The sequence below is a fragment of the Candidatus Mycalebacterium sp. genome (assembly GCF_977828045.1).
Map to the genome: position 1 here is coordinate 18895 of NZ_CDWCUL010000016.1, position 23992 is coordinate 42886.

Annotated in this window: 24 protein-coding genes; 13 read left to right on the forward strand and 11 right to left on the reverse strand. The window is 50.5% G+C overall.

From position 1 onward, the window contains the following. Position 1 precedes the first annotated feature (1 nt). On the reverse strand, positions 2 to 2107 hold the full coding sequence (locus ACY430_RS05355; RefSeq protein ID WP_462137859.1) for a protein NO VEIN domain-containing protein: 2106 nt from the start codon (positions 2105 to 2107) through the stop codon (positions 2 to 4). A 77-nt stretch (positions 2108 to 2184) separates the two neighbouring features. Beyond that, complete coding sequence (locus ACY430_RS05360; protein WP_462137860.1) at positions 2185 to 3105, reverse strand: sacsin N-terminal ATP-binding-like domain-containing protein; 921 nt, start codon at positions 3103 to 3105, stop codon at positions 2185 to 2187. Between the two features lie 144 nt (positions 3106 to 3249). On the opposite strand from ACY430_RS05360, the gene ACY430_RS05365 reads away from it, so the two are divergent. The 6 genes from ACY430_RS05365 to ACY430_RS05390 all read left to right on the forward strand — a co-directional run bounded on the left by ACY430_RS05365 (position 3250) and on the right by ACY430_RS05390 (position 9573). After that, a complete protein-coding gene (locus tag ACY430_RS05365) occupies positions 3250 to 3987 on the forward strand; it encodes an MBL fold metallo-hydrolase (RefSeq protein WP_462137861.1) in 738 nt (245 codons plus the stop codon). Then, complete coding sequence (gene purB / locus ACY430_RS05370; RefSeq protein WP_462137862.1) at positions 3984 to 5276, forward strand: adenylosuccinate lyase; 1293 nt, start codon at positions 3984 to 3986, stop codon at positions 5274 to 5276. Before ACY430_RS05365 ends, purB begins: the two co-directional genes overlap by 4 nt. Continuing rightward, positions 5242 to 6282, forward strand: coding sequence for a DsbA family protein (locus tag ACY430_RS05375; protein WP_462137863.1), 1041 nt, complete (start codon positions 5242 to 5244; stop codon positions 6280 to 6282). Before purB ends, ACY430_RS05375 begins: the two co-directional genes overlap by 35 nt. A gap of 6 nt (positions 6283 to 6288) precedes the next feature. Then, entirely contained in the window at positions 6289 to 7497 is a 1209-nt protein-coding gene (gene gshA / locus ACY430_RS05380) for a glutamate--cysteine ligase (RefSeq protein WP_462137864.1), read from the forward strand. A 128-nt stretch (positions 7498 to 7625) separates the two neighbouring features. Then, positions 7626 to 8009 carry a hypothetical protein gene (locus ACY430_RS05385; protein ID WP_462137865.1) on the forward strand — a complete coding sequence of 128 codons (384 nt, stop codon included), beginning with the start codon at positions 7626 to 7628 and terminating at the stop codon, positions 8007 to 8009. A gap of 106 nt (positions 8010 to 8115) precedes the next feature. After that, entirely contained in the window at positions 8116 to 9573 is a 1458-nt protein-coding gene (locus ACY430_RS05390) for a leucyl aminopeptidase (RefSeq protein ID WP_462137866.1), read from the forward strand. A gap of 23 nt (positions 9574 to 9596) precedes the next feature. Here the strand turns inward: ACY430_RS05390 and polA are convergent, their stop codons facing one another. Together polA and ACY430_RS05400 are read right to left on the reverse strand one after the other, a co-directional pair. After that, the gene (polA, locus tag ACY430_RS05395; protein WP_462137867.1) at positions 9597 to 12239 is read right to left on the reverse strand and encodes a DNA polymerase I; all 2643 of its coding nucleotides are present in this window, start codon (positions 12237 to 12239) and stop codon (positions 9597 to 9599) included. Positions 12240 to 12288: 49 nt separating this feature from the next. Continuing rightward, positions 12289 to 12873 (reverse strand): class I SAM-dependent methyltransferase, encoded by a 585-nt coding sequence (locus ACY430_RS05400; RefSeq protein WP_462137868.1) that lies wholly within the window; start codon positions 12871 to 12873, stop codon positions 12289 to 12291. Between the two features lie 59 nt (positions 12874 to 12932). Between ACY430_RS05400 and ffh the strand changes: the two genes are divergently transcribed. From ffh to rplS, 6 genes are all read left to right on the forward strand, one after another. Beyond that, on the forward strand, positions 12933 to 14285 hold the full coding sequence (gene ffh / locus ACY430_RS05405) for a signal recognition particle protein (protein WP_462137869.1): 1353 nt from the start codon (positions 12933 to 12935) through the stop codon (positions 14283 to 14285). An 84-nt stretch (positions 14286 to 14369) separates the two neighbouring features. Continuing rightward, positions 14370 to 14612, forward strand: coding sequence for a 30S ribosomal protein S16 (gene rpsP, locus ACY430_RS05410; RefSeq protein ID WP_462137870.1), 243 nt, complete (start codon positions 14370 to 14372; stop codon positions 14610 to 14612). Further along, a complete protein-coding gene (locus tag ACY430_RS05415; RefSeq protein ID WP_462137871.1) occupies positions 14600 to 14839 on the forward strand; it encodes a KH domain-containing protein in 240 nt (79 codons plus the stop codon). Before rpsP ends, ACY430_RS05415 begins: the two co-directional genes overlap by 13 nt. 23 nt (positions 14840 to 14862) lie before the next feature. Then, a complete protein-coding gene (rimM, locus tag ACY430_RS05420) occupies positions 14863 to 15381 on the forward strand; it encodes a ribosome maturation factor RimM (RefSeq protein WP_462137872.1) in 519 nt (172 codons plus the stop codon). A gap of 133 nt (positions 15382 to 15514) precedes the next feature. After that, positions 15515 to 16813, forward strand: a complete 1299-nt coding sequence (gene trmD / locus ACY430_RS05425) for a tRNA (guanosine(37)-N1)-methyltransferase TrmD (protein WP_462137873.1) — start codon at positions 15515 to 15517, stop codon at positions 16811 to 16813. A gap of 33 nt (positions 16814 to 16846) precedes the next feature. Beyond that, entirely contained in the window at positions 16847 to 17197 is a 351-nt protein-coding gene (gene rplS / locus ACY430_RS05430; RefSeq protein WP_462137874.1) for a 50S ribosomal protein L19, read from the forward strand. Here rplS and ACY430_RS05435 read toward each other — a convergent pair. From ACY430_RS05435 to ACY430_RS05445, 3 genes are read right to left on the reverse strand one after another with little or no spacing between them, the layout of a single operon-like run. Further along, positions 17194 to 17931, reverse strand: a complete 738-nt coding sequence (locus ACY430_RS05435; protein WP_462137875.1) for a CDP-alcohol phosphatidyltransferase family protein — start codon at positions 17929 to 17931, stop codon at positions 17194 to 17196. The two genes, rplS and ACY430_RS05435, sit on opposite strands and share 4 nt — an antisense overlap. 6 nt (positions 17932 to 17937) lie before the next feature. Then, positions 17938 to 19584, reverse strand: a complete 1647-nt coding sequence (argS, locus tag ACY430_RS05440) for an arginine--tRNA ligase (RefSeq protein ID WP_462137876.1) — start codon at positions 19582 to 19584, stop codon at positions 17938 to 17940. After that, the gene (locus ACY430_RS05445) at positions 19581 to 20195 is read right to left on the reverse strand and encodes a histidine phosphatase family protein (RefSeq protein ID WP_462137877.1); all 615 of its coding nucleotides are present in this window, start codon (positions 20193 to 20195) and stop codon (positions 19581 to 19583) included. The genes argS and ACY430_RS05445 overlap by 4 nt, the downstream gene beginning before the upstream one ends. An 84-nt stretch (positions 20196 to 20279) precedes the next feature. Between ACY430_RS05445 and ACY430_RS05450 the strand changes: the two genes are divergently transcribed. Further along, entirely contained in the window at positions 20280 to 20723 is a 444-nt protein-coding gene (locus ACY430_RS05450) for a hypothetical protein (RefSeq protein WP_462137878.1), read from the forward strand. A gap of 3 nt (positions 20724 to 20726) precedes the next feature. Here the strand turns inward: ACY430_RS05450 and ruvB are convergent, their stop codons facing one another. Genes ruvB through ACY430_RS05470 form a run of 4 tightly spaced genes read right to left on the reverse strand, consistent with a single transcriptional unit; the run spans position 20727 to position 23657 of the window. Then, positions 20727 to 21764 carry a Holliday junction branch migration DNA helicase RuvB gene (ruvB, locus tag ACY430_RS05455; RefSeq protein ID WP_462137879.1) on the reverse strand — a complete coding sequence of 346 codons (1038 nt, stop codon included), beginning with the start codon at positions 21762 to 21764 and terminating at the stop codon, positions 20727 to 20729. A gap of 12 nt (positions 21765 to 21776) precedes the next feature. After that, positions 21777 to 22379, reverse strand: coding sequence for a Holliday junction branch migration protein RuvA (gene ruvA, locus ACY430_RS05460; RefSeq protein ID WP_462137880.1), 603 nt, complete (start codon positions 22377 to 22379; stop codon positions 21777 to 21779). After that, a complete protein-coding gene (gene ruvC / locus ACY430_RS05465) occupies positions 22376 to 22909 on the reverse strand; it encodes a crossover junction endodeoxyribonuclease RuvC (RefSeq protein WP_462137881.1) in 534 nt (177 codons plus the stop codon). The genes ruvA and ruvC overlap by 4 nt, the downstream gene beginning before the upstream one ends. Before the next feature lies 1 nt (position 22910). Next, on the reverse strand, positions 22911 to 23657 hold the full coding sequence (locus ACY430_RS05470) for a YebC/PmpR family DNA-binding transcriptional regulator (protein ID WP_462137882.1): 747 nt from the start codon (positions 23655 to 23657) through the stop codon (positions 22911 to 22913). Between the last annotated feature and the right edge of the window lie 335 nt (positions 23658 to 23992).

The following is a 23992-nucleotide window of genomic DNA, read 5'->3' on the forward strand; positions in this document are numbered from 1 at the left end:
ACTATATCTCTGTGGAGCTTAGGGCAAGTTTCAGCCCCAAGGGACGGACGTCAAGTTTGTCTTCTTTAAACACTGTAACGGGATTTTTCAATACTGCTATTTCTGAATGTTTTTCCCCGGCATGGAACACGGCATAGATTTCATACTCACCTGGTATTTCTCCGTTTTGGCATTTTCGGGCGTGATTCCACTGCGCGCCCGTTATTTCAAAGAGGTGTGGAGATCCTTTTATGGTTGATTTAACCTCAACATAGATGTCAGGGGTTCCATTTTTCTTAATAAGAATGTCGTAAGGGGTGCCGATTTCTTTGATTTCGTTCTTCCATTTAACTTCTATAACTTCGTCTGATGAATGCTTTTCTTTCAGTTTAAGAAAAACCTCTTTCTCTCCCCATCTTCCAACTTCCTTGGGTATTGGTGTCGCTTTGCGCTGAGAGTCTTCGTTCTCGTTTCCTTCTTCTGAACGGTTATTTTGCAGACTTCTTTGAATAGGGGCAGAAGTTTTGGCGAGAGACCATTTAGAGGAACCGTCCGCTTCGCGTTGAGGTTCCCATTCCTCAGAATCCTGACCTTTATCTGATGCATATACACTATCTGACCCCGTCCGCCTTTGAGAATAAGATTTTGATTGCAGGGTTTGCTGTCTTTCATGTTTTTCTTTGAATTCTTTAAGCTCTTTGTTTTCCTTTTCTAGCTCCGCCGTTTTTTCTTCCAGCTCCGCCGTTTTTTCACGATGTTCTTCTACTGTCAATGTCTCCGGCGTCATTCCCAAAACTCTAATCACTTTGTCACGGGTAAGGTCATCTCCTGAATAATCGGGGTGTAGGTCATTAAAAGTGAGTCCTCCGAGACAATCTCCGGGGATTAACTTTTCCTCTTTGTCGTAGAGCCAGTCGGTGTTTTTGATTTCCTCTCCTGCTTTTGAAAAAGTTTCTTCTTTGGCTGAGTCAAAAGCCAAATCCTTTTGAGTATCAGCTTTTCGCAAAATTCCTTTAATGAAACTATGGTTTTCCAAGAGAATCCCCCAAAGAATTTTTGAACGCTCCATAGTAATGTTCGCAAGGGAGTGGTCAAGTCCTTCAATTTGAAATTCTGGATTGAACCCTTTTTCTGTACTTTGCCAGTTGTGTGGTTCTCCTTTAGAGTATTTTTCTTTATGAAATAATTCGATACTCTTTTTACATCCAAGAGCGCTAAATAAAGAATCAATCTTGTCTTTTTTCTCTTGTATTTCATCCAATTCCTTAGCGATTTTTACTTTTTCATTGCCGTCAAACCATTTGAGAATCTTGTTATTGGGAAGATAAGTGTCTTCGGGCGCGGAGTAGATATCTTTTTCTGTAAGAATAATTTCGACATTTTTCAAAAGTTTCGCTATCTGTTCTTTTTCGTTGTCGTTTGATTTATCGTAAGCATTTGCAATGAAAAGAATATCTTTGCTATACTGTTCTGCGCAGACTGGTGGATTTGTTTTTTTGTAGCGTGGCAAGATGGATTTTTCTATGTCATCTTTTCTTTTAGGTTTGTCTATTTTTAGTTCTTCTTCAAAAAATTTTTTGGCGTTTTCATATTCCAAAATTTTGGGGTCAATAATATTAAAAGAAGATTGGAAGTCGTGGAATTCTTCTTCGTCATGAGGCATAAAGATTTGTGGTTTATCTTCGGAATTCAATGGTGAGATATACCTTTCCCCATCTTTTAGGGGCACAATGGGTTTGGTCGCAAATGCTTTGAATTTCTCACTATCCCTATAGTGTTTGATTGGGGTAAGCGCTTTGTATAGATTGTCCAGCCATTTATAATTTTTCGTCTTTATAAATGTTTCATCAATTTTTTCCGCCAAATTTTGAAGAGTAAACTCTTCTATGGTAAGAAGATTGATGATGCGCTGGGAAATATCAGGAGAAACCCATTTGCAAGTTCCCTTTTTAACTTCTTCTGGGTTAACAAGAGGAATTACTTCCGGTGTGCCAGACAAAGATTCTTTTAAATAAAGATATGTATCTTTTTCGTATCCGGGAATCAAATTGTCTTCCTCAAATTTTTTCATAACTGCCTTATGTGCAGTTGCGTAAGGTTCATGAGTTTCTTCATCATCCGAAGCCAATGGCAAGAGATCAAAAAACTCGGGAGTCAAAAGATTTAAATCTCTTATCAGGGGAAGAGAGTTGGCGATTAGTTTTCCTATTTCTTTTGTAATTTCCTTATTCTCTTTGTCACCAAAGGAATGTTTTCTCTGCTCGGGGTTGTTTTGTAGGGAGCTTGAACAAGGAAAGAAAGCCCACTTTGTTTACTTGTTGGAAAGAAAACAAAAACGGGCATTTCAATTTCCACGAATTTGTTTTTTTCTTTTTGGAAAGCTATTTGAACCTTGTGTGATGTTTCCGGAATTTCCTCGTTGGATTCTATGATAAGAAAGGACCAACTACCTTCTTCGTCTTTGGCTGTTGCTTCCGTAACTTTTAATCTGTTTCTATGAGGTTCTGGTATTTCTTTAGAAGATTTTTCAATTTTTAATTTTCGTTCTTCACCATTATAAAAGAAAGTAACTTCTTTTATATTTTTCAGAAACAGCAAGTTTTCACTTTTTGTTTTTATCTTCTCACAATTTTCAATAACAGATTTTTTGGCATTGCCGGATTTGAAAGGAAAAATGAACACAGTCTCTTTTCCGATGTCTATGGGGTCAACCGTCTCTGGAACTATGTATTTTTCAATTTTGAAATGATATTTGCCGGAATGAACAATCGGACAATCGGTAATATTAAAAACCGCTTTGAAGCCAACACCGAACTTTCCTATTTGATTAACACCATTCTTTTTTGTTGAATGACCCATTGTGGTTATTGAATAAACATCTTCATACTGGAAAACTTTTTTGCCATCATGTCTTATTTCCAAATCATCATTCCGCACATCAAAACGCACATAACTTGCTTCTGAGTCCTCGGCATTCTGAAGAATTTCAAAAATAAACTGTCCTTTGTCGGAATGCTGTTGCGCAAACATTTCGTGGGCATCGTCATTATTTTCCTCCTTTGACTTAAGATGAAGGCGCCGCTTTTTCTTAAGTTCTTCTAGTTTCGGATTTAGTTCTTCGCTCATTGCGTTGCTTCTCAACTTGGAAAGTTTAGTGTCTTTTGTCGGTTGTGGATGCAGATTATAAATGCATCGGACGAGGTTTCAAAATCGGCTTGAAAACGGCTGTGAGGGTAATCATAATAGCCATATTCAAAGGAAGTTTTATTCTTGAAAATTCAAACCCTTGCCAGCGGCAGTTCCGGGAACTGCACTTTTATAGACAGCGGTAGCGCGAAAATCCTTGTTGACGCCGGCATCAGCGCGAGACAGGTTTCGGAGCGTCTTAAGTCAGTCGGGGCGCAAGTCGGTGAGTTGAACGGCGTCATCATCAGCCACGAGCATCAGGATCACACAAAAGCGATAACCGTGTTGCCTGTTCCGGTTTATGTTTCATCCCGCACACGGCATCTGTGGAGCGGCGTTAGAGATTTGCGTGAGTTCCGCACGGACGAGCCCTTCGGTGTGGGCGACATTCTCATAACGCCTTTTCCCGTTCCGCACGACGCGGTTGACCCGGTCGGGTTCACCGTTGAGGCGGGCGGCAAAAAGGTGGGGATTGTTACAGATATAGGGTCTGAAACCGGGCTGGTTCTTGAACGGCTCAGCGATTGCGACATGCTGATAATAGAGTCCAATCACGATGAGGGGCGGCTTCTCACGGGGCGTTATCCTCTTGAGGTGAAACAGAGGGTTGCGGGGCGGCTGGGACATTTGTCAAACCGCCAGTGTTCGCGGTTGCTTGAAAGCGTTGCGCACGGCAATTTGCGTTTTGTTGTTCTGGCGCACCTCAGTGAGAGAAACAATTTGCCGCGTCTTGCGCTGGACGCCGCGCGCAGGGCGATAAGCGGTTTTTCCGCGTCTCTGCACATCGCACCGAAAAGTTGCGGGGAGGTTTTTGTCCTTTGATTTCACGATACAGCCGGAAGGAAATGGCGGAGATTTGGAGCGACAATTCGCGATACGGACGGTGGCTTGAAGTTGAGTTGGCGGTCTGCGGGGCGTGGAGCCGGAAGGGGAAAATACCGCGCGCCGCTCTTGCGGACATCAGAAAAAAAGCCGCATTTGACGAAAAAAGAATTGCGAAACTTGAAAAGGATTTGAAGCACGACATTGTGGCGTTTCTCACTTGCGTTTCTGAAAAGGTTGGTAAAAACGCCCGCTATATTCACATGGGCATAACCTCGTCCGATGTGCTGGACACCGCATTCGCGCTCCAGTTGAAAGCCGCATCCGCGATTATCCTCAAAGATATGAGCGATGTGATGAAGGTTCTCAAAAAACTCTCCCTGCGGCACAAAAAAACGCCTATGGTCGGGCGCTCTCACGGCGTTCACGCCGAGCCGAAAACGCTGGGGCTGGTTTTCGCCCTGTGGTATGACGAAATGGGGCGCAACCTTGAGAGAATGAAACGCGCCGCCGGGGGCGTGAGCGTGGGAATGATGTCGGGACCGGTCGGGACTTATTCAAGCGTTCCGCCCGAAGTTGAGAAAATTGCCTGCCGCGAGCTGGGCTTGAAGCCCGCCGCCATCTCCACGCAGATAATCCACCGCGACATACACGCGGAGTATTTTCTGTGTCTTTCACTCATCGCCGCCGCGATTGAAAGAATTGCGACCGAAATCCGCCATTTTCAGCGAACCGAAGTGCTTGAAATGGAGGAGCCGTTCGGAAGCGGTCAGAAGGGGTCTTCGGCGATGCCGCACAAGAAAAACCCCATTCTGTCCGAAAATCTTTGCGGGCTTGCGAGGGTTGTAAGGTCTCACTCCACCGCCGCGCTTGAAAACATCGCGCTGTGGCACGAAAGAGACATAAGCCACTCCTCTGTTGAGAGGGTTATCGCGCCGGACGGGACGATTTTGATTGACTTTATGCTGGCGCGGCTCAAGACCCTGCTGGAAGGGCTTGTTATTCACAAAGACCGCCTCGCGCAAAATATGGATTTGACAAAAGGGCTTGTGTTCTCGCACAAGGTTTTGCTGAAAATTATTGACAAGGGTGTTTCGCGCGAGAAGGCGTATAAGATAGTTCAGAGAAATGCGATGAAGTGCTGGGAGAAAAAGACGGACTTCCGCGCAATTCTGAAAGCGGACGCCGAGTTGAAGCGTCTTCTTTCCTCACAAGAGATTGACGCCTGCTTTGATGTTTCGGGGGACTTCCAACATGTTGACGCTATTTTCAAAAAGGTTTTCGGCTGATTCCGTGCGCGCGAAGGTTTTTTTGTTCGCGGTTCTCCTCTGTCTTGCCGCGCTTTCATGCGGCGGCGGACAGAGCGATGAGGATTTGGGCAACAAGGCGGACGCCGCCGCGCGATTTTTCGCCGGAACATTTTCGCTTTTCATTCCGGACGGATACACCGTCAGGGCGGAGAATGTCAGAGACAAAGGAGACGGATTTACGGGCGGAATGTTCGTTGTAAAGTCGCCGGACGGCTACGAAACGGATATTCCCCCCGTGCCATTTATTCTCTCGCCGGACGGGCGGCATATCATTCTGGAAGCGCGCGGACCTTTCGGTGAGAGCGATTTGAACGACTCTCAGATTCCCGGCTTCAAAGCTGCGCCTAAATCTTTCACGGGCGCGCCGCTGCTGCTTGTGTCGCCGGACGGGCGTGTAATCGCGGGGAACAGGATTCTTGACACGGCGGTTGATTATGCGGCTGACAATATGAAAAAAATCTCCTTTGATGAAGTCGCCGTTCTCGGCGATCCGCGCGCGCGCGTGGTGATTGTGGAGTTTTCGGATTTTCAATGCCCGTATTGCCGCGCCTCGTCCGAAGTTTTGAAAAGAATTCTGGACGAATACGACGGCGATGTGAAGGTTGTCTACAAGCAGTTTCCGCTTAGTTTTCACGACTGGGCTTATGAGGCGTCCGAGGCGTCATACTGTTTTATGCGGCTCGGCGGCAATGAGGCGTTCGGGATTTTTCACGATGAGGTTTTCGCCGCGCAGGCGGAGATAACGAAAGACAATCACAAAGAGCATTTTGCCGTCCTCGCCGCAAAGGCGGGGCTTGACGGCGGCAAATTCGCGCAGTGCGTGGAGCAGTCCGAAACGGCGGATTTGGTTGAGAGGGACATAGAAGAGGGGGTTTCTTTGCGGGTGGACGGAACGCCCGCGTTTTTTGTGGACGGTTTGAGGGTTCCCAACGACCCCGGGCTTTTGATAAAAGCGATTGAATTGCGCCTTTCGGGCGTAAAATAACCGGAAATGGATTTTATAAACGAAGCAAGCGGGGCGGTCGCCGTCGCGGCGGCGGACATCGGGGTGTGGGAGGCGGCTCATCTGGAAAAGGTTTTTGTGCCGTTTTACTCCTCGGCGGACATCAGGATTTCGTCAAGCAAAGCCGCCGTGGTGGACACAAACATCTTTCCCGCCGGTTTCAACAACCTCTCCCCGGATTTTCGCGACCGGCTCGGGCTTCTCATCAGGGACGCCATTTCGCGCAAATATCCCGGCGCGGACAAACTCCTCGTGATTCCGGAAATCCACACGCGCAACCCGCATTACTGGGAAAATGTGAAGACGCTTGAAGAGGTTTTGCGCGCGCGCGGGTTTGAGGTGAAAGTTGGTTTTGTTGATGACGCGATTGAGCGCGATGTTCTCTCCGCCGCCGCTTCGGGGGGTGGAACGGTTGAGGTTGTCAAAGCCGCAAGGGACGGTGCGAAAATCTCTGCGGGCGGTTTTGTTCCGGACGCTGTTCTGCTCAACAATGATTTTTCCGATGACTGCCCCACGATTTTGCGCGACATAGAGCAGCCGGTTCTGCCTCCGGTGGAAATCGGCTGGCATTCCCGCAGAAAGGACGTGCATTTTGAGTTTTACAATTCGCTCGCCCGCGAGGCGGCGGCGGTGTGCGGAATTGACCCTGAGATTATTTCCATTGAGACACGGCTTATTGAAAATGTGGATTTTGACGAGCCGCAAGACAGGGAGAGGATCGCCCGCGCGGCTGACGAAATGGCGGCGGGTCCGGCAAACGGCGAGCCGCTTCTTTTCGTGAAAAGCAACAACGGCACCTTCGGAATGGCGGTTGTGGCGGTTTCGGGCGGGGACGGGATCAGAAATCTGAACGCGGAGAACAGAAAGAAAATGCGCGCCGGAAAGTCAAAAAATCCCAGCAGACAAATCGTTATTCAAGAAGGGATTGAGACCGTTTTGCGCACCGATGACGGACATCCCGCCGAGCCGGTGCTGTATATGGTGGAAACCGAGGTGGCGGGCGCGTTTTACCGCACGAACTCTAAAAAAAGCGAAACGCAGAATTTGAATTCGTCCGGAATGGAGTTCCGCCAGTTTCCGAACGGCGTGAAAGAGTTCGGCAAAATCCCCGAACTGCTTTCGCTGTGCGCGAAAATCGCCGTCATCGCGGCGGGCTATGAAATTGAAAAGGTTATGCTCGAAGGCGGATGTGAGTAGGGGCGGGTTTTCATCATTACGATACCGGAGACGCGTCTGTAAATGACAACTTTTTCGTTGATGCCGGCGGTGGGTTTGAACTCAACGCGTATAACGCAATCGGCCTGAATTTCGGCGGTTCCGCGCAGGTGCTGGGAGACGAGACAAAAGAGTATTCGGGCGTGATTGTGGCGGCATTTTCCTACGACAGAGGTCTTGACGGACGCGGTATGGAAGTGTCAATCAAAAGAGCGTTAGAAAGCGGCGATTTAATTTCGCGGATTGCTCCGGGAACACAGTTCAACGATGTGAAACAGGAAATCCGCTCCACGGTTATGCAGGCAAAGGTTGCTTATAACTGGGACGATACAAACGCTTACGCCCGTTCACAGATAAATGAATTGGACGGACGGCACAACCACGCGCTTGGCGCGGAATTTGGTTTTAAAAGAGTGAACATAGGCGTTGAGACCGGATATTCATCCGGCAACGATGATTTGAACGCGCTCGCCCGCGCAAGCCTGCGGCTTTAAGCGCGGATTGGTAAAAACTCAAACTGTTTTATTCAGCGTTCCCGTCCCGCGCAATTTCAGATAGATTGTTTGAATTGCTGGGAGATACGGCTAACGGGAGTTTTCAATGACAAGTTTTATTCGCGTAAAAAACCCTCATCGCACAAAAACGGATTTGCTCGCCATAGGCGTGTATGAAGGGGAAAAACGGCGATTTTCCGCGATTGACAAAAAACTGAAAGGCGCGATTTCACGGGCAAGCAAGCGAGCGAGCGGCTTGCGCCTCGGCGGGTTTTTTACTGTGGACACGGTGGGGAATCTGCCCGCTTCCGAAGTTATGATTGTCGGGCTTGGCGATAAAAAATCGTTCTCCGCGCCATCTGATTTTTTCAAAGCCGCTTCGGTTGCCGCGAAAAACGCGGGCTCTCATGTGAAAGAAATCGTTCTGGATTTTCCCGCATCCGGCGCGCCCGCATTGCGCGCGCTGATGGAAGGCGCTCTTTGCGGCTCCTATGTTTTCTCCAAATACAAAAGCGGTTCCAAAAAAGAGGGCGCTATCTCCTCTGTTGCGGTTTATTCCACGGCGTCCGAAACCTCTTTCAAAAGCACGGCGCGAGCGGCGCGGAGCATCTCAAGCGCAGTGCGTCTTTGCAGGGATATGATTAATGAGCCGCCCGCCCATCTCACGCCTTCCGTTCTCGCGGATTACGCTCAAACCATGTGTTCGGAAGAGGGGCTTTCCTGTTCCGTCATTATGCCGGATGAGATGAAAAAGAGGGGAATGGGCGGAATGCTCGCGGTTAGCGCGGGCAGTTCAAACCCTCCGCGTCTTATCCATATGACCTACTCTCCCAAAGCCGTCCGGTCGCGCCCGGTCGCGATTGTCGGCAAGGGGATAACCTTTGATTCCGGTGGTTTGAGCCTCAAACCCGCCGAGGCAATGAAAACGATGAAGATGGATATGTCCGGCGCGGCCGCCGTGGTGGGAGCGATGAAGGCAATCGCCGCAGCGAAGCCGGGCGTTACCGTTCACGGAATAGTGGCGGCGGCGGAAAACATGACGGGACCGTCCGCCTACAAACCGGACGACATCGTAACCGCAATGAACGGCAAGACCATAGAGATTGTAAATACGGACGCCGAAGGGCGCGTTGTTCTCGCGGACGCGCTCAGTTACGCGGTGGAGATCGGCTCAAAAGAGATTATAGACCTCGCCACTCTCACGGGCGCGTGCGTTGTGGCTCTTGGAGTTCATACGGCGGGGCTTATGAGCAACAGCGAAAAAATCGCGCGCGACATCAAACGCTCTTCGCACGCGGCGGGCGAAAAGGTGTGGGAGCTTCCGCTCTCAGACGATATGCGCAAAGACATAGAAAGCGATTTTGCCGACATAAAAAACACCGGAAACCGCTGGGGCGGAGCCATAACCGCCGCGCTTTTCCTTGAGCATTTTGTCTCCAGCGTTCCGTGGGCGCATCTGGACATTGCGGGTCCCGCCTATCTGGAAAGGGGAAGCGACTGGTATCCCAAAGGGGCGACCGGTTTCGGCGTCAGGCTGCTGGTTGACTACATCTTGCGAAAATAAAAAGTTCCGGCGCGGGTTTGCCCTCACGCTAATTCGCCCCAGTTTTTTCCTTCGGTTATTTCAACCTTCATTTGCGTTTTCAAATTAAACGGGGTGTTTTCCATTTCGTTGCGGGTTATCTCCGCGACTTTTTCCCTTTCATCAAAAGCGGTTTCAAGAATTAACTCGTCATGCACCTGAAGAATCATTGACGACTCCATTTTTTCAAGTTTTCCGTGAATTTTTATCATCGCGACATTTATTATGTCCGCCGCCGAACCCTGAATGGGCGTGTTAATGGCGGCTCTCTCGCCGTTTCTGATTTTCAGTTTGTTTCTTGACGCGAGTTCGGGAATGAAACGCCTGCGCCCGATAATTGTTTCGGCAAAGCCCGCGTTTTTGGCTTTGTCCGCGTATTCGCGCATATATGTTTTGACTTTTGGATAGCGGCTGAAATATGTGTCCATATAATCGCGCGCCTGATTCATGCTTGAGCCCAACTGCTTTGACAGCCCAAACGGGCTGATGCCGTAAATAATTCCAAAATTGATGTTTTTCGCGAGCCGTCTCATATCGGATGTTACTTCCGCTTCGCGCACTCCGAGTATCTCGGACGCGGTTGAGGAGTGAATGTCTTCGCCGTTTTCAAAAGCCGCGAGCAGTTTTTCGTCTCCCGAAAAATGGGCGAGCAGGCGCAGTTCTATCTGAGAATAGTCCGCAGACAGAAAAACAAATCCGTCCGCCGGCACAAAGGCGCGCCGGATTTTTCTTCCATCCTCGCTTTTTATCGGAATGTTTTGAAGGTTCGGGTTGCTTGAACTGAGCCGCCCCGTTGAGGTTCCGGTGGGCCCGTATGAGGTGTGAATTCTTCCGGTCGCGGGATTGACCAGTTTCGGAAGAGCGTCAACGTATGTGGACTTGAGTTTGGAAATTTCCCTGTATTCAAGAATCATCGCGGGAATCGGGTGGAGCCCCGAAAGGGCTTTAAGCACTTCGGAATCGGTTGACGGCGCGCCCTTCGCGGTGCGTTTTACCGGCGCGAGCCCCAGTTTTCCGAAAAGCAGGTCTTTGAGTTGCGCGGTGGAATTGATGTTCAGTTCAAAGCCCGCCGCGGAATATATTTGCGACGATATGGCGTCTATTTTTTTTTCGAAATCAACCGAGATTTCCCCAAGCATTTTTGTATCAACAAAAACGCCTTTTTGCTCCATGGCGGACAAAACCCGCGTTATTTCCGGAACCCACTTGCGATAATTTTCCTCAATGCCCGCGCCGGCAATCTCCGCGCTCAGTTTTTTGTAAATCTCCATAGTCGCGTCCGAATCCCCGCATGCGTAGTCTCTGGCTTTTTCAAGAGGCACATCGGCAAACGGAATGCGTTTTTTCCCCTCGGTTGTAACCTCGTTATAAGTGGTCATTTTGCGCCCCAGATGTTTGCGCGCGAGTTCACTGAGCCCGTAACTCAAACCCGAGGAGTCCAGAAAATGCGCGGCGGTCATTGTGTCAAAGAAAATACCTTTCAGCTCAATTCCGCGCCTTGCCAGAACGATGTGTTCGTATTTCAGGTTTTGCCCTATTTTTTTAATTTCCGGGTCTTCGGCGATTTTTTTTATTTTTTGGAAAACCGCATCCGCATCGGCGTTTCCGGACGAATGGGCGACCGGAATGTAGCAGTGCGCGCCTTGCGCGGTTGACAGCGCGATGCCGACAATTTCCGCTTCGGTCGGATTTGGAGAAGTGGTTTCAAGATCTATGGACACGGCGCCGGTTTTTTTAATCCCGGCAAACAGCGCGTCAATTTTTTCGCTTTCCGTTAAAAGTTCGTATTGTGCGGTGTCGGCATTTTTCTCTTCGGTCGCGTTTCCGCCGAATTCAAGTTCCTTGTGGAGAAGATTTAATTTTTCGGTGTCTGCGCCGTCATACGCGAATTTTTCACGCCCGGTTTCCGTTTCCACATCGGTTTTAAGGGTCGCGAGCGTTCGGCTCAGGAATGCCTTTTCCCTGTCGCGCTCAATTCTCTCTTTTTGCTTTCCTTTAAGCGCGGAGGTGTTTTCGTAAAGATTTTCCAGTGAGCCGTATTCGGCGAGCAGTTTTGCCGCGCCCTTGGGACCCACGCCCTCAACTCCGGGAATGTTGTCCGAAGAGTCGCCCACAAGGGCGAGAAAATCAACAAATTTTCCGGGAGGCAGACCGTATTTTTCCACCACCCCCGCGATACGGGTTTTGGACTCCTTCATCGGGTCGTAAATCGTGATTTTTTCAGAAACCAACTGGCAGAAATCCTTGTCTCCGGTAACAAGCACCACTTCCTCGCCCCGTTTTTCCGCCGCCACCGCGATTGTGGCCATAAGGTCGTCCGCCTCAAAACCCTCCTTTTGAACCATGCGCACGCCCATCGCTTCGGTGAGTTCCATTATTTTTTCAATCTGCGGGCTCAAATCCTCCGGCGGCGCGTCCCTGTTGGCTTTGTATTCGGGATAGATTTCCTTTCTGAAAGTGCGGCCTTTTGAGTCAAAAACCACCCCCATAAACTGCGGCTCAAAGTCTTTAATAAACTTGCGCAGAATGTTGGAAAAACCGAAAACGGCGTTTGTCGGAAAACCCGAAGAGGTTGAAAAAGCGCGGTCAACCGCGTAGTAGGCCCTGAAAACATAGGAACTGCCGTCTATGAGGTAGAGAGGGGGCATATCCTGAAATTGTAGGGCTTTGCGCGCGGGGTGTCAAAGGCGCGGATTTTCAGCCCCGTTTCACGGTCCGGTAAACAAATGCGGGCGGCACGTTGCGCCATTCGGTTCCGGTTTTTTCAACTCCGCCGAAAACCGCTTCAAGGTTTTTTCTGAAGTTTCTTCCGCCCGGAAGCGCGTGCAGGGGCGTGTAGGCGAAGGAGGTGAAAACTCCTCCGGGGTTAAGCGCTTCACACGCCGAATTGAGCAGTTTTTTCTGCAAAGCGTCGGAGAAAACAGCCCACGGCAGACTGGAGACTATGCTGTCGCACCCTGTAATTTCGACACTTTTGAGGCACTTCAAAGTGTCTCCCGCGCAGGCGTTGAAAACCCGCGCGCGCGGAAACCGTTTTCTTGTTCGCTCGGCGAAATCGTGATTGATTTCCATCGCCACAAGAGTGGCTTCGGGGCTCATTTTTTCAATAATTTTTTGCGTGAACACGCCCGTTCCAGGCCCGAACTCAACAATCACACCCGCGCGCGAAACCCGCGCCTCGTCCACAATTCTGTCCGCCAGCCGCTCTGAAGACGGCAGCACCGCTCCGGTTTTGAGCGGATGAAAAAGGGCGTTTTTCAGATAAATTCCTATTTCGGACATTTTTCTATTTTAAGCCCAAAGCCCGAATTGTCCAATCCGCTTCTGTTAGAATCGTGGATATGTTTGAGGGAATTTCCGAAAAGCTCACGGGCATACTCGGCAAGGTCAAAGGCGCGCCGCGCCTGACGGAGGAAAACATAGATTCCGCGCTTCGGGAAGTGCGTATGAGCCTTCTTGAAGCCGATGTGAATTTTCGGGTCGTAAAGGATTTTACCCAGTCCGTAAAACAGAAAACCGTCGGCGTGGAGCGGGAAAGGGGAATAACCGCCGGACAGCATTTCATAAAAGCGGTCGAAGAGGAACTGACCGCTTTTCTCGGCGGACAAAGCGAGGGGCTCATTCGCAGAGGGGCGGGGCCTTTTACGATAATGGCGGTGGGGCTTCAGGGTGCGGGAAAAACCACTTTTTGCGCGAAACTCGCAGTCTGGCTCGCGGGAGAGAACCTTGCGGGAAAAACGGAAAAAATCCTTCTTGTTCCCGCCGATGTTTACAGACCCGCCGCCGCCGAACAATTAAAAACACTCGCTTCGCAGACGGGCGCGGGTTTTTATGAGCCGCCCGCAGGGGCGGGTCCCGAAGAGATTTGCTCCGGCTCCGTGGATTTCGCCCGCAAGGACGGTTTTGACACGGTGATTTTTGACACCGCCGGACGCCTTCACATTGATGAAGAACTGATGGAGGAGTTGAAGCGGATAAAAACCACATCCACCCCCGCAGAGATTTTGCTCGTTGCGGACGCGATGACCGGACAAGACGCCGTGAAGGCGGCGGAGGGCTTTAATGACGCGCTTAACATAAGCGGGGTCGTTCTTACAAAGATGGACGGAGACGCGCGCGGCGGCGCGGCTCTTTCAATGCGCGCCGTAACCGGCAAGCCGATCAAGTTTTTCGGAACCGGCGAAAACCCCTCGGACATTGAGATTTTTCATCCCGAAAGAATAACGTCCCGCATTCTCGGCATGGGAGACGTGCTGACCCTTATTGAAAAGGCGCAAACCGCCGTAACGGATTCCGAAGCCGGGCAGATGACCCGCAACGTGATGAAAAACCGCTTCACGCTTGAAGACTTCAAGCAGGCGATGCTTGCAATCGGCAAAATGGGTCCGCTTGAAAGCATAGGGGCGATGATTCCGGGCGCGGGGTCGCTTTTGAAAAATCCCGAAGCCACGGACAAGGCGCGCGCGGCGATGAAAACAACGGTCGCCATTGTGGACTCAATGACGCCCGGAGAAAGGCGCAACCACAGAATTCTCAACGGAAGCAGAAGAAAACGCATAGCGGCGGGAAGCGGAAAAACGGTCGCCGAAGTGAACCGGACGGTTAAAAACTTTATAAAGATGCAGTCGGTTATGAAAAAGGGCGGCAAGGGCAAAATGGGAAAACTCGCCGGTCTTCCGCGCGGACTTGATTAGAGAGAAGTTGGAACTGCGGACGGAGTCATATAGAATTGTTCCCGGTCGCGCGGGTCTGCCCGCCGGACCGGGAGGAGAGGTTTTTTGGTAAGAATAAGACTCACAAGACTGGGCGCGAAGAAAAAGCCGTTTTACAGAATTGTCGCCGCCGAAAAGCGCCGTGCGCGGGACGGTAAATTTCTTGAAATTCTGGGTTACTACGACCCGATTAAACGTCCGCACGAACTGAAATTTGACGAGGCAAAAATCAAAAAGTGGATTTCAAAGGGCGCCAAACCGTCAAATACGGTCAAAAAACTGATTGGACTTGAAAAATGGGAAGCTTGAAAGATTTATTGCAGTTCCTTGTCTCTTCAATAGTTGATGAGCCCGACAAGGTTAAAATAGAAGAAGTTGTGAATGAAGACAAAACGGTTCTGCGCCTCAGAGTTGCGCAACCCGACATGGGAAAGGTCATCGGCAGACAGGGCAAGACCGCCAAAGCGCTCAGGGGGCTGCTCGCCGCCGCCGCCGCAAAGCGGGGAATCTGGTTCTCGCTGGACATAGTTGATTAAAATCCTTCCCTTCCACGAAGGCGATGAGGCTTATTGATTACGGGAGAATTGCCAAAAGCCACGGGCTTGGGGGCGGCTTAAAGGTAATTCCGTTCAGCGGCGAAACCTCTTCGCTGGAAAAACTCACACGCGTTTTCATAAAGTCTGCGGGCTCGTCCGAGCCGCGCAGTTTTGAGATAACCGAAAAAATTGTGCGCGAAAAAAATGCGGTTTTGAAACTCTCCGGAGTGGACACCCTTAACGGCGCGCGAAAGTTTACGGGCTCAACGGTGATGATTGCCTCATCAGACCTGCCTGAAACCGGCGAGGGAGAATACTACAATTTTCAACTCATCGGGCTTGAAGCGGCGGACGGAGACGGCAAAAAAATCGGCGGTGTTTCATCGGTTGTGCAAAGCGGAATGCAGTCCGTGCTTGTAATTTCCACCCCGGACGGCGGGGAAATTCTTGTTCCGATGGTGAAAAAGTTCATCGCGGGCGTTGACCTAGAAAAGGGGACGGTGGTGGTAAAAAACACCAAAGCGCTTAAAGAGAAGGAGTGAACTGTTTTTTCAAGTTCCTTCAAACTCTTGTATTATTCCGCTTCCAGTCTAAGTTCAATGGCTGAAAAGAAAACATCTGATACATTGGGAGCCGCATACTGAAGTTTCCGGTCCTTTGATTTCATTGCCTCTTATGAAATACGAAATCATCACAATTTTCCCCGAGTTTTTTGATTCGGTTTTTTCGTGCGGGATTTTGTCCAAAGCGCGTGAAAAGGGTCTTGTAGACATCAACATCCGCGACCTGCGGGATTTCGCGGACGGCAAACACAAGGTTGTGGATGACAAGCCCTACGGCGGCGGAGAGGGAATGCTTTTTTTGCCCGAACCGCTTGGAAAAGCGATTAAGGCGGCGAAGGAGGGGAGCGAAAAAACCGTTACCCTGCTCACCTCGGCGCAAGGTCGCCCCTTTGACGGCAAACTCGCGCGCGAGCTACGGGATTACGGGAAAGTTGTGATTGTTTGCGGAAGATACGAGGGCGTTGACGAGCGGGTGTGCGACCTGCATATAGACATGGAGGTTTCAATCGGCGACTACATAGTTTCGGGCGGGGAATACGCCGCCGCGGTTATAACGGACGCGGTGTCGCGCCTTGTTCCCGGTGTTGTGGGAAACAGCGCGTCCACTGAAAATGAGTCTCTTTCGGACGGGCTTTTGAGCCATCCGCAATACACGCGTCCGGAAACATACGAAGGTGTTTCCGTGCCCAAAACTCTGCTTTCCGGCAATCATGAGGAGATAGCGCGGTGGAGAAGGGAGGCGGGAATAAAAAACACCCTGATAAAACGTCCCGATATTCTTGACCGGGCGGCGCTCACGAAAGACGAAACCACCGCGCTTTGCGAGTGGCGGGAAACGGACGCGCCCGATTACAGGGCGTATGTCGCGTTGCTTCATTATCCCGTTTACAACAGCCGGTTTGAAACAGTCTCTTCCGCTTTTACCAATCTTGATATCCATGATATCGCGCGGGCGTGCAGAACCTACGGAGTGAGGAAATTTTTCCCGGTCAATCCCATTGAGGGGCAACGTGAACTCGCCGAAAGGGTCATTAAATACTGGACGGTCGGAGCCGGAGCGGGCTACAACGAGACCCGTGCCGAAGCGATGAGACTTGTGGAGATAAAAAACTCGCTTGAAAACGTTACGGCGGAGATAGAAAAACTGGAGGGGAAGAAACCGGAAATTATCGCGACAGATGCGAGGGTTGGAGAGAAAATGACCGGATACGGGGAAATGAGGGAAAAAATTATGGCGGGAGACCGCCCGTGGCTTCTTCTTCTGGGAACCGGATGGGGAATCGTGCGCGAAGTTCTTGACTCCGCGGACCACACGCTTAAACCCATCAGAAGTTACGGCGATTACAACCATCTTTCGGTGCGCGGCGCGGCGGCGGCGATAATGGACAGGCTTTTCTCGTGTGAGTTTTGATAGTTGAAAAAACAATGATAGGATAGCGCGCAAATGAGCGAAGTACTCAGTCAGTTTGAAAAAGATTCAATCAGGGACGACATTCCCGCGTTTCGTTCCGGGGATCTTATCGCCGTTCATTACAACATTCTTGAAGGCGACAAAAGAAGAAACCAGGTTTTTGAGGGAACGGTCATCAGCCTCAAAGGCGGCGGCGTGCGGAGCACATTCACGGTCAGAAAGGTTTCCTACGGAATCGGGGTTGAGAGGATTTTCCCCGTCAATTCGCCCCTTATAAACAAAGTTGAAGTCAAACGTCCGGGCAAGGTCAGGAGAGCCAAACTCTACTATATGCGCGGACTTTCCAAGAAGGCGAGCAGAATTAAGGAAAGGTCAAAAGGTTAAGGGCCGGGAGTTTTCCACGGACTGCCTTTCGGCGCTTTTTCTTCCATAATTTCAATCTCTTTAATGGTATGACGCGCGCGCTCAAACGCCGTGTATGAGGAAAACACAAGCAGGATAATAAGCGCGATTTTGAGCCCGTAGTCCCCGCTGTCAAAACCCGCCAACCGCGCAAGCCCGTCCACAAAGAAGTTCAAAAGAGACGCGACTCCCAGATAGACAACCCGTTCGGTTCTCTGCATAACGCCAACCGCGCAGTCTATTCCAAGCGCTTCGGCGCGCGCCCGCATATAACTTACGAAAACCGACGATCCGACCACGAGAAGAATTACATAGATAAAAACCGAGTCGCGCAGGTGGCTCATAATTCCGAGGTAGATAAACAGCTCCGCCACTCTGTCCACCGAGGAGTCAAGAAAAGCCCCCCTTGCCGATGACATGCCCAAAGAGCGCGCAAGCCGTCCGTCAAATATGTCCGCCGTTGAGCCGGCGAGCAGAAAAACGCCGGCGAGAAAAACCCACCCGAATGAAAACAGCAGTCCCGTGAAAGCCGAAACAATAAGCGTGGTGTAAGTCAGCGCATCGGGGTGGCATTTTTTCCCGATGAGGTAGTCCTCAATGGGCTTGATGAGCATAAGCCACAGCAGTTTGACATCGCTCCCCAGAATTTTCGTTCCTTCGGGACCCTTTTTGTCCTTGCTTCTGTCAAAAATCTCGTTGTTCATTTCTTCGTTCATTTTCCGCTACATTCTCTCCGGCGCTGAAACACCGAGAATCCCCAGCCCGTTTCTGATAACTATTCTTACACATTCGCACAGAAAAAGGCGGGCGGAAGACATTTCTTTGTCGTCCGTAATAACCCTGTTGGCGTTGTAGTAGGAGTGAAAAGATGCGGAGAGCCCTTGAAGATAAAAAGCGATTTTATGCGGCGCAAGGGTGCGGGCGCTGTCGCGCACAACATCGGGAAAAGCCAGCAACAGTTTGGCAATTTCAATTTCCGGCTCAAGAACAAGCAGGGCGGCTTGCCCGCCGTCCGCGCTCACCTTTGCTTCGGCGGCGTTGCGCCTGATGCTTTCTATCCGCGCGTGAGCGTATTGGACATAATAAACCGGATTTTCGTTTGACTGTTTGCAGGCCAGTTCAAGGTCAAAATCCAGATGGCTTTCCACCGCTCTCATTAAAAGAAAAAACCGTGTTACATCGGCTCCCACCCTTTCGGACACTTCGCGCAAAGTAACATAACTGCCCGCGCGTTTGCCCATTGATTCCTCTTTGCCGTCCCGCACAAGGCGGACGAACTGAATAAGCAGAACTTCAAGCGCGGAACCGTCCAGCCCTAACGCGCCGATTGCGGATTTCATTCTCGCCACATGGCTGTGATGGTCGGCGCCCCAGATGTTTATGAGTTTCCCGCAACCGCGCGAAAACTTTTCAAAGTGATAGGCAATGTCGGTGAGAAAATAAGTTGGCGAGCCGTCTTTTTTTATCAGAACCCAGTCCTGGGAATCGCCGTATTCAGTCGCTTTGAACCACTGCGCCCCGTCCTCGTCTTTAACCGCGTCCACCGCGCGCAGTTTTTCCATCGCACCGTCAAGCATATTTTTGCCGCCGGTTTTAGAGTGAAGCAACTCCCTTTCGCTCACCCAGTCGTCAAACTCCACACCTATAAATTGAAGATCCTTTTTTATCACGCCGAGCAGTTTTTCATAAGCGCGCTCCGCGCAAAATTCCGCGTCCGTTTTCGCTTTTTCGGCATCGGAGCCGTCAAAGATTTCGCGGGCGATTTCGGCGATGTATTTCCCTTTGTAGCCGTCTTCGGGAATTTCCGCTTCTTCGCCGAACAACCCCAGCAAATTCACCCTGACGGATTCGCCGAGCATCTCCATCTGCCTGCCCGCGTCATTGATGTAAAACTCGCGGAAAACCTTCCAGCCCGCGAATTCAAGCAGATTTGCCAGCGCGTCTCCCACAACCGCATTGCGCGCGTGCCCGAAATGAAGCGGCCCGGTCGGGTTGGCGCTCACAAACTCAATCAGCGCGCTTTTTCCGTTTCCTTCCCCCATGCCGAAACGCTGCGCCGCGTCTTGTATTTGGCGCAGTTTGGACAAAATCACCGCGGGCTTTATAAAAAAATTGACAAAGCCCGGTCCCGCAATTTCAACCTTTTCAAAAATGTCGGGGTTGTTCTCCGCGAGAAATGCCGCCAATTTTGCCGCGAGGTCGCGCGGGGAATCTCCGGCGGCTTTTGCGAGCGCCATCGCGGCGTTTGTTGAAAAATCACCGAACTCCTTTTGTTTGGGGGTTTCAATCTCAAATTCCACGCCCGAAGGCGCATCAGGGCAAACGGCTTTTGCCGCGTCCAAAACCCGCTCTTTTATCTCTTCCTTCATTGTGCGGCCACGTCAAGATGGGAGGTGTCATTGAGTTTGGAAACCGTGTATTTTCCGCCTTCGCACATGACAACCGTTTTTGACGATTCGCTGATTTTGAACTCCCGGAAGCGCGAAATCGGAACCCCGCAGAATTTGCAAAGCATCGCCACTATCGTCAAATTGTGGCTCACAACCACAACATTTCCGTCCGTCCATTTTTCCTGAATTTGCGCTATGGCGTTCATCGCCCTTGACTGAACTTCCGTGAAGGTTTCCCCGCCCGGTATGCGGAACTGTTCGGGTTTTTCCGTCCACGCTTTGAGTTTGTCCGAGTGTTTTTCCCTTATCTCCGAGAACTCAACGCCTTCAAAATCCCCCTGATCCATCTCGTGCAAATCCACGTGCACACCCACTTCAATGTCGTGATGTTTCGCAATTTCCCTCGCCGTGTCGATGGCGCGGCGGAGTTTGCTTGAAAAAATCGCGTCAATCTTTTCGTTTTTCAAATTTTCGCCGAGTTTTTTTGATTGAAAAATCCCGTTTTCGTTAAGCGGAATGTCGCTTATGCCCTGACACTTTTGCAGCCTGTTCCATTCCGTTTCGCCGTGTCTTACCAATGTCAGAAGCATTTTATCCGTGAAGCGGGTTTGAAGCACCGCGCCGAGCAATCTACACTATCAGTAGATACTATGAAAATCCCGGAGGGAATTATTATGAAGAAAATCGCCGCGCTGTTATTTGTTTTGTTTTTGTGCTCAAACGCGCGGGCTGATGTGTTTGATTACAGTCCGCGCTCGGTTATTGAGGAAAGTTTTTACGTTGTCCCGCACGACAAAGAGGAGGAGTTCGTAAAACTTTACAGAACGCGCCTTTTTCCGTTCTGGGAGGAGATGCGCAAAATGGGAATTATAAAAGGCAGATACAGAATGTTTTCTCAACGTCTTCACACCGCGAGCCCCGTTTGGACTTACAAAACAGTGGTCTATTTTTCGGACTACGAATCCGTGGATAAGTGGCTGAAAATCCGCGATGGCGTTTATGAGCGTCTTTTCCCCGGAGAGGGCGGATACAGGGGGATGCGCAAAAAAGTGGAGCCCCTGCACATCGGGCACAAGCACTGGGACGAATTCATACGCGAGATTCCGCTCAAACAGTAGCGGTCAGACAAGGGTTCGGTGTTTATCCGGATCTTCCAGCCCCAGATGCGAATACGCAAGCGGCGCGGCTTTTCTGCCCTTGGGGGTTTTCTCAATAAGCCCTTTGCGGAGTAAAAACGGCTCATAGACCTGTTCAATTGTTTCTTTGTCTTCACTCACGGATGCGGCTATGGTTTCAATCCCGACCGGTCCCCCGCCGAATCTCAGGATAACGGTTTCAAGAATTGCCCTGTCCATTCCATCAAGCCCGAAACTGTCAACTTCAAGCATATCAAGACATTCAAGCGCAAGGGTTTCATCAATTTTTCCGTCCGCTTTCACCTCCACATAGTCTCTGACTCTGCGCAGAAGGCGGTTCGCCACGCGCGGGGTTCCGCGCGATCTTTGTGAGATGTGCGCGGCGGCGGCATCGGTTATTTCCACTTTCATTATTTTTGCCGAGCGTTTGACTATCGCTTCAATTTCGTTTTGCGCGTAGTGTTCAAGGCGCAATTCCATTCCGAAGCGCGAATAAAGAGGCGAAGTTATAAGCCCCGTGCGTGTGGTTGCGCCGATAAGGGTGAATTTTTCCAGATTGATTTTCATTGACCGCGCCGAAGGTCCCTCGCCAACCAGCAGGTCTATGCTGAAATCCTCCATCGCGGAATACAGATACTCCTCAACAATCCTGTTTGTTCTGTGTATTTCGTCTATGAACAGAACATCTTTTTCTTCAAGCCCCGTCAAAATCGCGGCGAGGTCTCCCGTTCTTTCAAGCACGGGCCCCGAAGTTTGATGCAGTTTTGAGCCCAACTCTCCGGCGACTATGCGGGCAAGGGTCGTTTTGCCGAGCCCCGGAGGGCCGCAAAACAGAACATGGTCGGCGGCGGCGTTTCTTTTTTTTGCCGCCGTTATGAAAATGTCCACTTTTTCTTTGGTTTTTTCCTGTCCCAGAAAATCTTTCAAGTATTCGGGGCGGAGTTTTTCATTGCTCACCACGCCCGCAATGTCATCCGGTGTGGGTTGCGGGTTTGTAATTCGTTCGGTCTGTTTTTCGCTCATTTTCCGGTTCCCTTATTTTTTCATAATGCTGAGTGTGAGTTTAACCGCGTCTTCTATACGCTCCGTGGATTTTGCGATTTTTTCAATCTCTTTCATTGCGGCGTTAATTTCGGAAGTTCTGAACCCGTAGTTTTTCAGCGCGGACACTATGTTCCCGACCGCCGCCCTGTCCGCGCTTGAACCTTGCGAGGTCGCGGGAGAGGAAACCTTGTCTTTGAGTTCGTTCATAATGGTCGCCGCTCTTTTCGCGCCGAGTCCCGGAATTTTCTTTTTGTCCAAATCCCCTTTTACAACGGCATCGGCGATTTCCTCCGCCGATATGGCGGCAAGGATTTTAAGAGCCGCGCGGGGCCCGATGCCCGAAATTCCTATCAGTTTTTTGAATATCTCCGCCTCATACGGTTCGGAAAATCCGAACAGTTCAAGCCCGCCCTCCCGTGAATTGACTGAAAAATGCGTATGTATGATGAGCATTACTTCGCCGCCCGTGCCGGAGGGCAAATCGCCGAGCGTGCGCGCGCTCACGGCAACACCGTAGCCCACGCCGCCCGCAGTTTCAATCACGGTCAATTCGGGTGATTTTTTAACAACCGTTCCTTTCAGCAGGGAAATCACCTGAGCGTGAACCGCCTCCTTCGCGGGGATTTGCGCACGGAAAAACCCGGAATTTTATCGGCGGCTCTCGCATTGTTGATATGGCACACGGCGACCGCAATCGCGTCCGACTCATCTGAACTTTCAAAATTTTTTCTGCCGGTCAGCAGGGAAACCATTTTCTGAATTTCCTGTTTTGAAGCCCGTCCGTTGCTCGCGACAGACTTTTTTACGCTCGTGGACGCGTATTCAAAAACCTCAACATCAAACGCCGCCGCAGTTGCAAGCACGGCTCCGCGCGCCTGACCGAGGTGCAGGGCGGCTTTCGCGTTTTTCGCCACAAAAACCTTTTCTATTGACATACAGACGGGGGAAAATTGCTCAATTTTTCCGGCGATTTCCTTGCTTATCAGGTGTAACCGCCGCTCAATCGGGAGAGACCGCTTCGGGCGTATTTCGCCGCTGGCTATGAAAAGAAGATTTCCTCCGTCCCGCTCCACAATTCCGTATCCGCAGGATTGTGAACCCGGGTCAATTCCTATAACCCTCATTTCAAGTCTGGCTGCTCAACTCTTCAAGAATCTCCTCTTCTATGTCAAAGTTCGCGTAAACATTCTGCACATCATCGCTGTCTTCAAGGTTTTCCATAAGCTGAATCATTTTGTTTGCCTCTCGGCCGTCAATTTTGACGCTGCTTTGCGGAATCATCGTAACATTCGCCGCTTCGCACTTGAAACCCGCCTGTTCCAAAGCGTTTTTCACTTCCTCAAACTTTTCAACGGCCGTAATAACCGCCGCTTCGCCGTCTTCGCTCAGCACATCTTCGGCGCCCGCCTCTATGGCGGCGTCAAAAAGTTTTTCCGTTTCCGTGGAGAAATCAATCCTGCCCTTCATCTCAAACATCCACGCCACGCATCCGTTCTCGCCGAGGTTTCCGCCGTATTTGCTGAAAATGTGCCGTATGTCCGAAACGGTGCGGTTTTTGTTGTCCGTAAGCGCCTGAACATAAACCGCGCTTCCGCCGGGCCCGTAGCCCTCGTAAAAAACCTCCTGAAAATCTGCGCCGTCCATGCCGCCCGTGCCGCGTTTTATCGCTCTTTCAATTGTGTCGCCGGGCATGTTGTTGCTTTTCGCGAACGCAACGGCGGTTCTCAGGCGCGGATTTGAGTCCGCATCACTGCCTCCCTGCCGGGTTGCGACCGTAAGTTCGCGTATCACTTTTGTAAAGACTTTGCCGCGTTTGGCGTCAACCGCCGCCTTGCGGTGTTTGATGTTCGCCCATTTTGAATGTCCCGCCATATTTTGTTGCCCCGCGCGGACAAACATTGTAAGACAGGGCGGTGGGTTTGGCAAGGGGAGGGTTTCTTGACCGCGCCGCCGCTATTGATGTAGAATGCCTATCGGTTCCGGAATTTTTTTTGATGCGAGGAGAAGATTTTTGCGTGTTACCTTTATTAAGGATATTAAGAACTTTTTTGGGGGGGGGGGGGTAGAGCCCCTCTCCGCTGTCTAATTATTGCCTTTTTTCTGCTTTGCGTTCCTGCGCAGGCGTATGCTTTTGGCGCGTATGACCTAACACTTTCCTCCAACGAAATACAATCTTCCGATTTTGCAGACGGTGGTGTAACCATCAC